Below are 13,165 nucleotides of genomic sequence, written 5' to 3'. Positions count from 1 at the left end.
ACGTGGGAGTGGTAGTTTTCTGCTTCATACACGGGAACCGTTAGCGTGATCGCTCACGACTGACAACTGCTCCCATGTCATCTTTGTTCGCCTTCGGGGATCGAGGCTGCATCAATGGATGCGTTTGAGAGAGTGTAGTACCCGAGTATCTTTTCGGGAGCTGATTTTGAGGTGAGAACGAAGCAGATCGAAGCTCGCGCTTTTGCGTCTTTTCGAGCCTGAGTTTGGATGTATGATTCAAGTGCCTTTTCTTCGTTCCGGAATGAGCTCCGGTCGTGCACCTTGGGATCCAGCGGCTCAATTGTGTATTGGGGCTCGGGCATTCAGTTGTGTTGGATTGCTGGATACTAGGAAGGATGACGGGAGGGTGGGGGCTAACATCAAGGTTTAGGGCCTGACCCTCTAGGGCCCCTTTTTCTACCTGCACTCGAGGATGTCGTTCAGTTTCGACCGGATCGGTATGTTAAAGGGGAGCGCGTTTTTTAGGTGCTTTGTGAATGAAGATGCGAAAGGTGTAGTATTCCATTGTTTTAGCAAACCTAACGCCATTTTTCCGTTGACGAGAGGAGTTGCTAAGATCGCATAGTCCTCGAGGAAGCAGTATATGTGATTAGGTTCATTTAGGAAAGAATCTATGTAATCCGCGATCTTGGTTGATCCTTTCTGCGGCACAATGTTTTTGACTATTGATAGTCTTTTAGGGTCCTCGAAATGTCGCTTCTTGTATTGAACTGTTTCTCGTTGTGTTTTCAACCATTCGTACACATTTACTCCGTTGATAGAATTACTGAGTAAAATGTCAGAGTTGCTGAAGTTGCTAGTTTGGATCTTTATTGCGATCCCATGATCTCCCGAGTATTTACGGTCTCGTATGTTAAGCTTATTTGGTAGTTCGTTTTCTAGTGCCCTAATAGTGTAGGGAGATCCGCATCTGACTAGTGCAACTCCGTTGAGCAAGATCCGGCACCTCAAAAAGTAGAAGTTGGAGTAGTATAATTGAACGATAGACCAAGAATATCGACCGAGACAAAGGTTGGAGATGCCCTCCGCTAGCGAGAGCGCTCCTTTGGAGAAACTTGATCTAGCATCCGATTTTATTGCTATCCGTAGATTGCTTAGCCGCTGATTGTTTAGCGAAAATCGTTCTAACTGTTGTTTGTAGTTGCTGAAGTTTGAAGGAGAGTAACATCCCAATTCATTTTCAATGTAGGTTTGGACTTTGTGCCTGTCAGAAAGAGTAGCCATTGTCGCTCGGTAGGCTTTTGTACATGCTTTGTTCTAATGCAGATTTGATTTTGGTCCTCGCTGTTTTTCCGTCGAGACCTTTGATGTCCTCCACTGAAAGGAGATTATTTGAGTCAAGGGCTATGATCTCAATTATGGTTTCTGTTTTGAAAGATTTACGCTCCGCGCACTTCATTATGAGTGTACTCATGAAGAAGTCGATGGCTCCGTTGAAACCAGCTGCTCTTAGGAAAGGGTTTTTGCTTTTTGTATCCCATAAGTCTTTCTTTTCGTAGCTGTTTTTTATGGCTAGAAAGAAGTTCTCCAAGGCTTGTTTTTGCAATGATAGTTCTCTTATTTTTACTTTTGAGAATGCCCCATTTGGCAGTAGGTCGTCCTTTATCGAACTCACGAAGGTTGATAGTTCTATGACTCCAACTCCCCTCGGGGAGCCTGGGAACTTTATTAATCGATAAAAGGGAGAGTTAGGGTCTTCGTTAAGTTGGCGTGCAATGTCGGTTGATCTGTTTATTGCGTGTTCCTCATCGTTGACCACCTCTCCGAATAAATCGTATATGAGGCTTTTCGGTACGGGCTTTTGTTCAGTGTTTATGTTGAGAAATATTTTTGCAGCTTCTTTTGTTGTGAGGTTCAAACACAGCGTTACTATGACTGAAGTATCTCCGATTTTGGTATTCTCTTCGACCGCCGCCTCAAGGCCTGCAAGTCGATGCTGGCCGTCAATTACTTGTGCAGAAGAATCAATAAGGGGAAGCTCAATGTGGTCGCTGTATATGTTAGGGGTTATGTCCTTGTTGTTCCAGTTTAGTATGAACGAGTTAAAAAATAGATTTCCGTCTAAAATGTAATTTTTAATGTCAGCTATTCTTCGGGCACTGAGCACTCTCTGCACGGCTCCTTCTTCCTTGTCGACCCCTCTGACTGAAACGTAGCTTATCTTGAGGAGTTGAGATACTTTTAGTGAAAAGGTGTATGTAGGAGTTTTTTCAAATTTGGTCTCGAAATATTTTAGTTTAGTTTTTCTCATTCTTTTAATGATTTATACGATTCTCGAGCTTGGATGTAGTCTTGAGGTGAATGTGCGAATGTCTTTGGGGATCTATGATATTTTGCGTGGTTTCTAGTTTGGAGATGCCCGGGGCGACTGTTCGAATTGGCTAGCGACACCCAGGGCACCAGTGGTGCGAACTTCGGTCCATGCTCGGATGGCGGCAGGTTCGACAAGCTCACTGCAGGTGGGCTCTAGCTCAACTTTGTTGGTCGCGGTGCTCATGGTACTTGGAAGGGGCTTCGGAAACCGCTGCGGTGGAGGCGACCTGGGGATTTGTTGCGTAGGGAAGGCCTTTTGCTTGCCGCGCTTGGAGCATTTTGCCGCTGAATGAAAGGAGGTCGTCGAGGGCGTCTAGTTTGGCTTTCAGGGGCAGGGCTCGCCATCGCTTGAGTTGCTCGAGGCGAGAGCCGGTCCAAGTGCCATTTTGCCAGTCGGTGTTGGTATCGGGTTCGTTCACTTTGGTTCGATTTGTTCTTGGATAGACCTAAGGTGTTCGAGGTCGGCGAGGTCTTGTGGCCTACCTGCTTTTTCTTTCATTGCGATGAGAGAAGCGAGGCTTACGAAATGGATGGGCGAAGCTTTTGTTGTTAGGCTTTGTTTGTAGGCGGTTTCCCATTCTTTACGGAAATCAAAGGGGGCTTCGACAAATAGATCGATGGCGATGACTGGGTACTTTTCGCTCCAAAATTGGAGCACGGTCATATTTTTCTCGGTCGCCCAGGAGTGGCGTGTTTCGGGATTTGAGAACGCTTTCGCTGTGATGGGGAGGTGCGGTTTATAACCGATCGATTCGAGTGCGGCAAAAGCTCTTTCGATGCTTTCGGGTACTAGATCTATGACGATGTCAATATCTGTAGTTGCTCGCAGGTATCCGTGGGCGATGGTGGCCAAGCCTCCGACAACGATGAAGCGAGTGCCTTCTTTATCGAAGGCAGCTTGGATCGATTCGAGTATATCGGAAGTCATCTTGTCGTGAGTATGAATACTAGGAGACCGGCTTCAACGATGGAGTTGATTCCAGCCTTCGTCGAGGTTTCGGCGGACTTGTGGGGTTCGATCCTACAAAAAAGCCCCGCTTCGGAGGAAGCGGGGCTTGGTAAAGGAGTTGTGATGTGGCGGCCTCGGCGATGCCGCCCTACCTTTTGCGGATCATTGACATGATTCGCAGACTTCGGGCTCCGCCGCGGTGGCTTTGCCGCCGACGATGCCGCGGACTTCCTTTTTGGCTCCTACCGTGGCTTTCTCGATGGTGGAGGCGCCGAGGCTGCGGAGATAATAAGTGGTCTTGAGGCCGTGTCTCCAGGCCGCGCGGTACATGTGGGACAGAGTCTTCATGTCCGGGCTGGCGATGAAGAGGTTCACGCTCTGCGATTGGTCGATCCACTTCTGGCGGCGGGCGGCTGCGAGCACGAGCCAGGAGTAGTCGATGGCGAAGGCGGTCTTGTACTTGGCCTTGAGGTCGTCGGGGATGGCTTCGATCTCGTCGAGCTCGCCGTCGAAGTACTTGAGGTCGTCGAGCATCTGGCGGTTCCAGAGGCCGCGTTCCTTGAGGTCGCGCACGAGGTGCTGGTTGAGGATGATGAACTCGCCGGAGAGGTTGCTCTTGACGAAGAGGTTCTTGTAGCCGGGCTCGATACAGGGGGAGGTGCCGGTGATGTTGGAGATGGTCGCGGTGGGAGCGATGGCCATGACGTTGGAGTTACGCATGCCGTGCTTGGCGATCTTCTCGCGGACGGGAGTCCAGTCCATCTTGCCGCCGCGGGGGACGTCGACTTCGGTGCCGCGTTCTTTCTCGAGCAGGTCAATGGTGTCCTGCGGGAGGAGGCCGCGATCCCACTTGGAGCCTTTGTAGCTCTGGTAGGTGCCGCGTTCGGCGGCGAGGTCGGAGGAGGCTTCGATGGCGTAGTAGGCCACGGCTTCCATGATCTCGTCGTTGAACTCGACGGCTTCCTGGGAGGCGAAGGGGGTGTTGCGGACGTAGAGGCAGTTTTGCAGTCCCATGATGCCGAGGCCGATGGGGCGGTGGCGGGAGTTGGCGAGCTTGGCTGCTTCGGTCGGGTAGAAGTTGATGTCGATGACGTTGTCGAGGGCGCGGATGGCGGTCTGGACGGTCTCGCGGAGCTTCTTGTGGTCGATGTTGCCGTCCTTGTCGAGGTGCTGGTCGAGCACGATGGACCCGAGGTTGCAGACGGCGGTTTCTTCCTGGGAAGTGTTGAGGGTGATCTCGGTGCAGAGGTTGGAGCTGTGGATGACGCCGCAGTGGTCCTGGGGGGAGCGCACGTTGCAGGGGTCCTTGAAGGTGATCCAGGGGTGGCCGGTCTCGAAGATCATGGAGAGCATCTTCTTCCAGACTTCGATGGCGGGGACTTCCTTGGACCAGATCTCGCCTTTGGCGGCCTTGGCTTCGTACTCGACGTACTTCTTTTCGAAGGCTTCGCCGTAGAGGTCGTGCAGCTCGGGGACCTCGGAGGAGCGGAAGAAGGACCAGGACTGGCGGGCTTCCATGCGCTTCATGAAGAGGTCCGGAATCCAGTTGGCGGTGTTCATGTCGTGGCAGCGGCGGCGGTCGTCGCCGGTGTTCTTACGCAGCTCGAGGAAGTCGTAGAGGTCGTTGTGCCAGGTTTCGAGGTAGGCGCAGCCGGAGCCGCGGCGCTTGCCGCCTTGGTTGACGGCGATGAGCTGGTCGTTGTGCAGCTTGAGGAAGGGCACGATGCCTTGGGACTCGCCGTTGGTGCCGCCGATGTAGGAGCCGGTGCCGCGTACGGCGGTCCAGGAGCCGCCGAGGCCGCCGGCCCACTTGGAGAGGTAGGCGTTGTCGGCGATGCCGCGCTGCATGATGCCTTCGATGGAGTCCTCGACGTAGTAGAGGTAGCAGCTGGAGAGCTGGGAGTGGCAGGTGCCGGAGTTGAAGAGGGTGGGGGTGGAGCTGCAGAAGCGGCGGGACTTGTAGAGGCGGTAGAGGGTCTTGGCCTTCTCGTTGCAGTCTTCTTCGGCGTGGAAGAGGCCCATGGCGACGCGCATCCAGAAGAACTGGGGCGTCTCGATGCGGCGCTGCTTCTTCTGGGTCTTGTCTACGATGAGGTAGCGGTCGTAGAGGGTCTGGATGCCGAGGTAGTCGAACTCGAGGTCGGCGGAGGGGTCGAGGGTACGGGCCAGCTTGGCGATGTCGTACTCCTTGAGCTTGGGGTTGAGGCGTCCGATGAGGATGCCGTGGCGAATGTACTCCTTGAACTTCTTTTGGTGGAAGGTCTTGATGGCGCCGATGCCGTCGCGGACGATGTCCCAGCCGAGGGTTTCCTCGTACATGTAGGAGAGCTTGATGCGGGCGGCGAACTTGGCGAAGTCGGCGTCTTGCTCGATGAGGGTACGGGCGTTGAGGGTGATGGTCTTCTCGAGGTCGGACTCGGAGATCTCGTCGAAGACGGCGCGGCGGAGCTCGTGCTCGATTTCTTCGGCGGTGAGGCAGAGGTCGAGGCCGATGGAGGCGAACTCGATGCGCTTCTTGAGGTCGATGCCGTCCCAGAAGTAGGTGGAGCCGTCGGCTTTCTTAACGACGACCATGGAGTCTTGCTCGGTGGCGTTGGCGAGCTGGAGGGCTTCCTGCTCGCGCATTTGGCGGCGTTCTTCGCGGTAGAGCACGTAGTGGGCGGCTACCTTGAAGTGGCCTTGGCGCATGAGCTCTTCCTGGACGATGTCCTGGACTTCTTCGATTTCGATGAAGGCGTGGGCGGAGGCTTGCACGCGTTCGGTGACGGCCTCGGCGACTTGTACGGCGGGGTCGGAGTTGAGTTCGAGGGAGAGGAAGGCGCGGCGGACGGCGATTTCGATCTTCTCTTGCTTCCAGGGGACGACTTTGCGGTCGCGGCGAATTAGGCGCACGTGTTTGAGTCCTGCGGTTTTGTCGGCGACGAGTTTGCGCTGACGGTTAATGAGCATCGATTTGGCGACGTCGTAGGCGTTGTTGTCGACGAGGGTGTTTTCGATGAGGTCGTAGAGTTCGCTGAGACCGACGCGGGACTCGAGTGTTTCAGGGGACTTGGATTCGAGCTTGTCGCAGACTTGGCGGGCGACGGAGCAGACCCACTGGCGGTTTTCTTCGTTGAAGACGTTGGTTTCGTTCTTGGAGAGGAGGACGTTGGCGAGGGCGTTGCCGATGGTGTCGACGATTTCGGAGAGGTCGAAGGTGGCTTCGCCTTCGTGGGTGACGACGTTGATGGCGGCGCGTTGGGTGTCGGTGTCGGCGAGGCCGGAGCGCCAGTCGAAGCCGTGCGACTTTTCGCGGGAGGCGGTTACGAGGCGTTTGAGGGCGAGGTCTTCTTGAAGATTTGGATTGATCATGTTGTGGAGAAGCTTGGTTGGCGAGTGGTTGAAGATTTTTGCCCACGAACCGCCGTCGCTCTGCGAGCTATGGCGGTCAAAAGGGCTGAAGAGTCACGAAGTGGTTTTGGAAAGAAATGGGGCGGGGAAACGGGAAAAAGGCCCTGAGGCGGGCCTTGGTGTGGAGTTGCGGACCGGGTGGAACCGGTCCCTCCAGCTCGTATATTTACAGGTCGTCGTCGTCGTCGTTTTCGAGCGAGGAGGCCTTTTGGTACTCGGTGACGCGGCCTTCGAAGAAGTTTTGCTCCTTCTTGATGTCCATCATCTCGGCGAGCCAGGGGAGTGGGTTGGTGATGCCGGGGTTGAGGGGCTTGAGGCCGCAGCCTTCGAGGCGGCGGTCGGCGATGTAGTCGATGTACTGGAGGAAGTCCTTCTTGACGAGGCCGATGGAGTCGACGGGCAGGCAGTCTTCGATGAAGTTCTTCTCGAGGGCGATGCCTTCGGCCATGGTCTGGCGGAGGTCCTCTTGGAATTCTGGAGTCCAGATGTCGGAGTTTTCCTCGACGAGGTCCATGAAGAGGTTGCGCAGGAGCTCGATGTGGTTGGACTCGTCGCGCAGGGTGTAGCGGAACATCTCGCCGATGCCCCGGAACTTGTTCTGGCGGTAGAGGGAGAGGATCATGCCGAACATGCCGTAGAACTGGGTGCCTTCCATGCACTGGCCGAAGAGGAAGACGTTCTTGGCGAACTTCTGCTTGTTTTCGGTGATGGTGAGGTCGATGTCGCGGCGCAGGGCGTGGGAGTGGCGTGTGACGAACTCGTTTTTGGCGACGATGGTCTCGATGTCCTCGAACATGGCCTCGCACTCGTGCGGGTTGATGCCGAGGGAGGAGATCATGTAGAGGAGGGAGTCGGCGTGCACGTTTTCCTCGTGGGCGTGGCGGCCGAGCACGAGCTTGAGCTCGGGGGCGGTGACGAGGTGGCGGATGACGTGGAGGATGTTATCGCCGACGATGCCTTCCGCGGCGGAGAAGTAGCCCACTCCCATCATGATGATCCAGCGCTCGACTTCCGAAACTTGCCCGTCGTCCTTCCACTGCTCGATATCCTTGTTCATGATGATATCTTCCGGCTCCCAGTGGTTTGCCTTCATGGTCTTGTACAGCTCGTAGGCCCAGTTGTATTTGAGCGGGAGCAGGTTGAAGGTCAGGGTTTCGCGGCCGTTGATGATCTTTTTGGCCTTGAAGGCTTCTTCCGCCTTGGTCTGGTCGAGGACGAAGGAGCGGCTGCCGACGGTGTAGGTTTTTTGCATGGTTTAAATCGAGCTGCGTAAAGACAGTTTTGGCTTTGATTAGGTGAGTTGTGGGAGGTGTTCCGAACGGGGAGGGAGGGAAAGAGAACATAGCTCCTACACTCTGACGAGAGGGAGTTATTCCGACTTATCCACTTCGTATTAACCACAATATGGTGTGGTCCCCGGCGAAAAGACCACAAGATATTGGGAGCTTTTCGAGACCGTCAACGCGGTATTATTTTTTTTTTGGACTTGATTTACGAACGGGGAGGGCTGCGTCGAGGGGGCGGGGGGAATAAGGATTTCGTGATCAGCGACTTAGCTCCGGCGCCGATTTGTCACGGTTCCTTTACCCGCTTTTTACGCTCGTTTTTTACAAGCGAGAGGGGCCTTTGGCGGGGATTTGCGAGGGGTGGGGCGGGGTTGAAGCCATGCGACTCGATGGGGTGAGGCGAGGCGCTGTTTTGAGGCTGGCGCTTAGCGGCGGGCGGGGCGGTGGTCGCGGGTGGGGGTGGTGGAGTCGACTTCGATTTTCTCCTTGGTGTTGGAGTTGAAGAGGCTGAGCTTGGGGTCGTCGAAGGTGCCGCTGACGGAGATTTCGAAGATGTTGGAGAAGAGGTCGAGGGGGAGGTTGAGAAGAGGGGTGATGAGGGGGACCTTGTTGTTGCGGAGCGGGAAGAGTCGGGCGGTGAAGTCGAGGGCGTCGCTCTCTATATTATAGGTGCCTTCGGTTTTGATGCGGGCGCCGGGACCGTTGAACTCGCCGTCGCGGAAGCGTACGGTGTCGCGCTCGACCTGGAAGGGAGCGTGGGCGCTGGTGAGCTCGAGGGTGGTGAGGTCTTTGAGGATGGGGAGGTTGAGGGCCTTGATGGTGGCGGAGAGCAGACCGAAGAGGCGGAAGGAGCCAAAGTCGGCTTCGGTGACGGCGAATTTGCCTTCGCCGAGGAAGGAGAGGGGGGCGCCTACGATGCCGGCTCCTTGGAACTGGGCGTCGAGCTTGCCGCCGAAGCCGAGGAGTCGCTCGGGGGGCATGCTTTGGGCGGTTTCGCTGCCGTCTTTTGCGAAGTAGGTGTTGGCGGCGTTGAGGGCTTGGCCGAAACCGACTTGGTCGAGCTGGGCGTCGAGTTGGAGTTCGTCGCCGACGATGAAGGCGGAAGCGTGGACGAGGCCGCCGCCGAGGTGGGCGGAGGCGCGGGGGATGTCGATGATGTCGTCGTCGATGTGGACGAAGGCGTCGAGAGAGTCGAAAGGGAATCCGTAGAAGGAGAAGCCGGTTTCGGTCTCCAGCTGGAGGTCGATGTCGTTGAGGTACTCGTCGTGGTGGCGGACGGAGGAGGAGCGGGCCTCGATGAGGGGTGGGAGGTGGTAGCAGTAGGGGGCGAGGATGTTGGCGGCGGCTTCGGAAATTTCCCAGAGGATGTTGGGGGCGTTTTTGACGTCGAGGGTGGAGAGGGCTTGTATCCAGATTCCGGTAAGCTTGTCCTTTTCGTCGCGGGTATCGCGGTCCATGTGGAACTGGATTTCGCCGATGGCTTGTTGGCCGTCGGTGGTGGAGAGTTCGAGGTCGTAGAGGTCGACGTAGTGGAACTTGGAGAAGATCTTGGTGCGGAGTTCGTCGACGGGCATGCCGCGGAGGTCTAGGTCTTGCACGTAGCCGGTGCCGGTGACGAAGACGGTGTCGGGGCGCTTGAAGGTGGCTTGGGAGTCGAGGTAGGTGAGCATGCCTTGGCTGGGGAAGGTCATGCCGTCCCACATGGCGGACCACCAGGGCTTGAACCAGCCGTTGATCATGGTGGGGTCGAAGGTGCCTTCGACGAGGATGCGTCGCAGGAGGGTGTCGAGGTTGTATCCAATTTTTATGACGCCGTTTTGTTGGCCGGAGATGAGGCGGATGGCGTGGACGTCGATCTGCGATCCGATGGCGGTGGCGTGGGTGGAGGCGTAGTCGATATGGGCGCCGCGGATGCTGGTGGGGCCGGCTTGGGCGAAGGCTTCGATGTGGCTGGGCTTGAAGCCTTCTTCTAGTTGGGCGAGGAGGTGCAGGTCGATGGCTTTGTCGAGGCTGGCGAGGGTGGTGATGTCCTGCTGGGCGAGCTCGAGGGCGATGGGATTGAGGGCTTGGAGGGTGGCGGAGTCGAGCTGGGCGGTGAGGTCGACCGAGGTGGTTTTGCTGGCGAGGTGGTGGGTGAGCTGGGCGACGATGGGGCTCTCGGGGAAGGCGAACTGGAGGGTGGCTTGGTGGCTGTGGGCACCGGGGGCGGCGATGGCGTAGAGGGAGGGGAGGGTGATGCCGCGGTGGCTTAGGTTTGTCGCGGAAAGGTGGATACGGTCGGGTAGCAGCTGTTGGGGTGGCGTACCGTCTTGCCAGCTGGCGTGGAGCTGGATGTTGTTGGCGGTGGAGTTTTGGGGGAGGGTGGCGCGCTGGGCTTGGATCTTGGCGGTCAGTTGGGAGTCGAGGGTGTAATTGGCGTCGACGACGAGGTCGTAGATTTCGATCTCGGGGGTGACGCTTAGCTGCTTGGCTCCGAAGTGGATTGCGGCGGATTGCTTTTTGTTGAGGACGCTGAGGTCGATGGCGCAGAAGGGGGCGTCGAGGCGCTGGAGCTCTTTTTGGAGTTCGGTGATCTTGGGGGCGATCTTGAGGATGGCTTGGCTGACGGAGGGTTTAGGGGCGTCGGGCTGGGGCTTGGGGAGTTGGAGGAGGGAGTCGTCGAGCTGGCCGGCGAGGGAGAGCTTGAGGTTGCCGATGGCTCCGGTCGCGTAGTGGACGTTCCAGCGTTGGCCGCGGTGGGTGGCTTCGAAGTTGATGGAGCGGATGGCGGTGGCGGGCTCGCCGGAGGGTGTGAGCATGGCAGGGATGACGAAGCGGCCGGAGGAGAGGCGGACTTCGTCGACGGCGACGCTGCCGAAGGCGAGGTGGCTGAGCTTGATCTTGGCGACGGCGGAGTTGGCGGCGACGATGGTGGAGCCGAGTTCGGGGGAGTAGAGCTCGGGGCGTTCGAAGATGATGCGTCCGTTTGGCTGGAAGCGGACGCCTTTCATTCTGAGGTCGACGCCTTTTTGCCTGAGCTGGCCTTGTAGCTCGCGTATTATGAAATTGGGTACGGGGATGTCGTCGAGGGTGGCGACGTAGGCCGCGAAGAGGGTGGCGCTGACGAGAAGGAGAACGAGGGCCGAGTAGCACCACTGGATGAGCGCCTTGCAGGAGTGGCAGGCGCTTCTCCAGGCGAAGCGGATCGGGCTTTTGCGCGGTTTGCTCATTTGGCCCTACTGCGCGGGATCGCTTGGCTGGGGCGGGCGGGCGGCTTCGAATTGGTTTTGTCCGGCGGCGGGGCGCGCGTTTTGGCCTTCGGGGAGGGGCTTGGTGCTGAAGGGCTCTTCGGGAGCGGGGCGCGCGACGCGGTCGAAGACGATTTGGGTGAAGGCGTCGACGAAGTCGGTGGATAAGCGGAAGCCTTGGTTGGTTTGGGCGATGCCTCCCCACAGGAGGGGGCCTCCGGAGAGTTCGGAGACGTAGATTTCGATTTGTTGGGTGATGGCGTTGGGGGTGTCGTCGGAGCCGACGGTGGCGACGAGCTTGTAGGCCCAGGGCTTGCGCCGGCCGGCGATCTCGACGGTGCGGGTGAAGCCGTCGGGGTTGAAGCTGTGGACGGTGAGTTGGGAGACGATGGTGGCGAGCTTGGCGGCGGCGCTGGGCGTTTCGGCGTTGGGGTCGATGGTTTCTTCGGCGACGATGGCGCGGTCGGCGAGGCGTTCGACGCTTATTTTTTGGATACGGGAACTGTTGGGAAGGGAGATGATGTTCCGGTTTTTGTAGAGCAGCGGGTCGTTGTCGATGTGGGCGAAGATGTCGTTGTAGCTTGAATACACGAAGTCCTTGTGGGCGATCTTGATGTAGCTCTCGTGGCGGTCGTTTGGCTTGCGGTCGCCGATGAGGAGGGTCTCGGTGCGGAATTCGGGCAGGCGTTGGGGGTCGCCGTGGAGGCGGTCGGAGGTGATGGTTAGGGTGTACTCTGGGACTTCGAGGCCGTAGGATTCGAGGTCGGGGGCGGAGGGGGCGTCGTTGACGAAGCCGTCGTCGGGGACGGCTTTGAGCTCGTCGAGCCACTTGAGGATTTCGGTGATGGCTTGGGCGTCGCCATCCATGGTTTGGATACCTTGGCTTTCGTCGCGCACGACGAGTTCCCAGTTTCCGTCTTCGAGCTTTTGCAGGGTGAGGGGTTGCTGGTCGCGGCGTTCGATGGTGAGGGTGGTGGCGGAGGTGACGTCGACTTCGAAGATGCGTCGCTCGCGCAGCATGGTTTGGGATTTGGCGAGCAGTTCGAGGAAGTCGATGCGGAGCTGGAATACGGTGGGGCGGCTTTCGCGTTTGGCGTAGCGGAATTCGGAGTCGGTGGAGATCTTTTCTCCGATCTCGAGGACTTCGCGGTTTTGGTCGGACTCGATGGCGATGCGGTAGAGCGGGTTTTGCAGGCCGTAGGGGGAGAGGTCGGTGGGGTTGGAGGCGACGATGGAGTCGGCTTCGAGGCTGAGGCAGCGGTTGAGCAGGACGTTGACGGCTTCGGAGTCGGCTCGGGCTCGTATTGGGGTTTCGAATACCCAGTTGTCGCCGTTGCGGGCGAACCAGGCGCGGAGGTTGCGTCCGTCTTCGCGCACTTGGATATTCCAGGAGGTGGCTTCGAAGACGGCGATATCGAAGAGTCGGGAGGAGCGGAGGTTGTCGAGGTTGACGGAGATGGCTTCGAGGAGGGAGCGGTTGACGACGTGGACGTGGCTTTGGTCGGTGGAGAGGATGTAGAGGTTGTTGCCGATCTCGGTGGGCTTGCCGATGTGGAGGGTGGAACGTCGCTCGCCGCGGCCGATCATGATGGCGTATTGGGAGGGCTTGAGGCCGTAGTCGGGCAGGGAGACGCCGGAGTTGGATACGATATTGGTTTCGAAGGAGGAGATGCGCTCGAGGAAGCGGAGTTCGGTGAGGATGCGCTGGACGGCGAATTCGTTGGCGGGCCAGAGGTAGGGCTCGCGGAGCATCCAGCGGTTTTTGGATTGCTCGAGGGTGATGGTCTGGCCTGTAACGTTGTTTTGGATACTGAGGTAGTCGATGCCCACGGCGAGGTCGCCGAGCACGGTGGAGCGCCGGTCTTCGTACTGGCCGATATCGGTGCGGTTATCGATGTAGAAGATGTAGGTGAGCAAGCCGAGTAGGATGGCGAGCAGTGTTAGCGTGATTTTTAGGCGCACGGTGGGAAAAAGTGTTT

7 protein-coding genes are annotated in these 13,165 nt (G+C 57.5%); all 7 read right to left on the bottom strand.

The window, feature by feature from the left end:
• Positions 1-1,228: 1,228 nt before the first annotated feature.
• Entirely contained in the window at positions 1,229-2,272 is a 1,044-nt protein-coding gene (locus QEH57_RS17295; protein WP_309008024.1) for a DGQHR domain-containing protein, read from the bottom strand.
• A 220-nt stretch (positions 2,273-2,492) separates the two neighbouring features.
• Positions 2,493-2,753 carry a hypothetical protein gene (locus tag QEH57_RS17290; RefSeq protein WP_309008023.1) on the bottom strand — a complete coding sequence of 87 codons (261 nt, stop codon included), beginning with the start codon at positions 2,751-2,753 and terminating at the stop codon, positions 2,493-2,495.
• The gene (locus QEH57_RS17285) at positions 2,750-3,262 is read right to left on the bottom strand and encodes a DUF6036 family nucleotidyltransferase (RefSeq protein ID WP_309008022.1); all 513 of its coding nucleotides are present in this window, start codon (positions 3,260-3,262) and stop codon (positions 2,750-2,752) included. The genes QEH57_RS17290 and QEH57_RS17285 overlap by 4 nt, the downstream gene beginning before the upstream one ends.
• 183 nt (positions 3,263-3,445) lie before the next feature.
• Positions 3,446-6,634 (bottom strand): ribonucleoside-diphosphate reductase subunit alpha, encoded by a 3,189-nt coding sequence (locus QEH57_RS17280; RefSeq protein WP_309008021.1) that lies wholly within the window; start codon positions 6,632-6,634, stop codon positions 3,446-3,448.
• Between the two features lie 205 nt (positions 6,635-6,839).
• Positions 6,840-7,925 (bottom strand): ribonucleotide-diphosphate reductase subunit beta, encoded by a 1,086-nt coding sequence (locus QEH57_RS17275; protein WP_309008020.1) that lies wholly within the window; start codon positions 7,923-7,925, stop codon positions 6,840-6,842.
• Between the two features lie 459 nt (positions 7,926-8,384).
• Positions 8,385-11,168, bottom strand: a complete 2,784-nt coding sequence (locus tag QEH57_RS17270; protein ID WP_309008019.1) for an AsmA-like C-terminal region-containing protein — start codon at positions 11,166-11,168, stop codon at positions 8,385-8,387.
• Positions 11,169-11,174: 6 nt separating this feature from the next.
• Entirely contained in the window at positions 11,175-13,148 is a 1,974-nt protein-coding gene (locus tag QEH57_RS17265; RefSeq protein WP_309008018.1) for a DUF4340 domain-containing protein, read from the bottom strand.
• Between the last annotated feature and the right edge of the window lie 17 nt (positions 13,149-13,165).

It is taken from the genome of Pelagicoccus sp. SDUM812005 (genome assembly GCF_031127875.1).
Classification (GTDB): domain Bacteria; phylum Verrucomicrobiota; class Verrucomicrobiia; order Opitutales; family Opitutaceae; genus Pelagicoccus.
Note: the sequence above shows the minus strand (reverse complement) of the source record. Positions and strands in the feature narration are given on the sequence as shown.